The following is a 243-nucleotide window of genomic DNA, read 5'->3' as shown; positions in this document are numbered from 1 at the left end:
CGTGTGAGCGATTTAAAGGCTGAAATAGGATTAGTTTATAAAAGTGCGAAAGAGTTTTTAAGGGATCGCACAGACAACGTGAGAGCATTTAAGAAGGTTTTTGGTGAGTTGGTGGACAAGATAAGGGAAAAAACAACTGGAAGCGAATTTGAACGATTACACAAGCGTGAAAAGGCTCGTGAGCGAAATAATGATATGAGTAGATAAAAAAAGAACCTTCGAAGGTTCTTTTTGTTTTTGTCT

The 243-nt window shown here is 37.4% G+C and carries 1 pseudogene; it reads left to right on the top strand.

Annotated elements, in window-relative coordinates:
- A pseudogene (locus AWV70_RS24050) lies at positions 1-207 on the top strand (plasmid recombination protein); the annotation flags it as partial.
- Positions 208-243 lie beyond the last annotated feature (36 nt).

Origin of the sequence: Sporosarcina koreensis (assembly GCF_001531445.1) — a bacterium.
In the GTDB taxonomy this organism is placed as follows: domain Bacteria; phylum Bacillota; class Bacilli; order Bacillales_A; family Planococcaceae; genus Sporosarcina; species Sporosarcina koreensis_C.
Note: the sequence above shows the minus strand (reverse complement) of the source record. Positions and strands in the feature narration are given on the sequence as shown.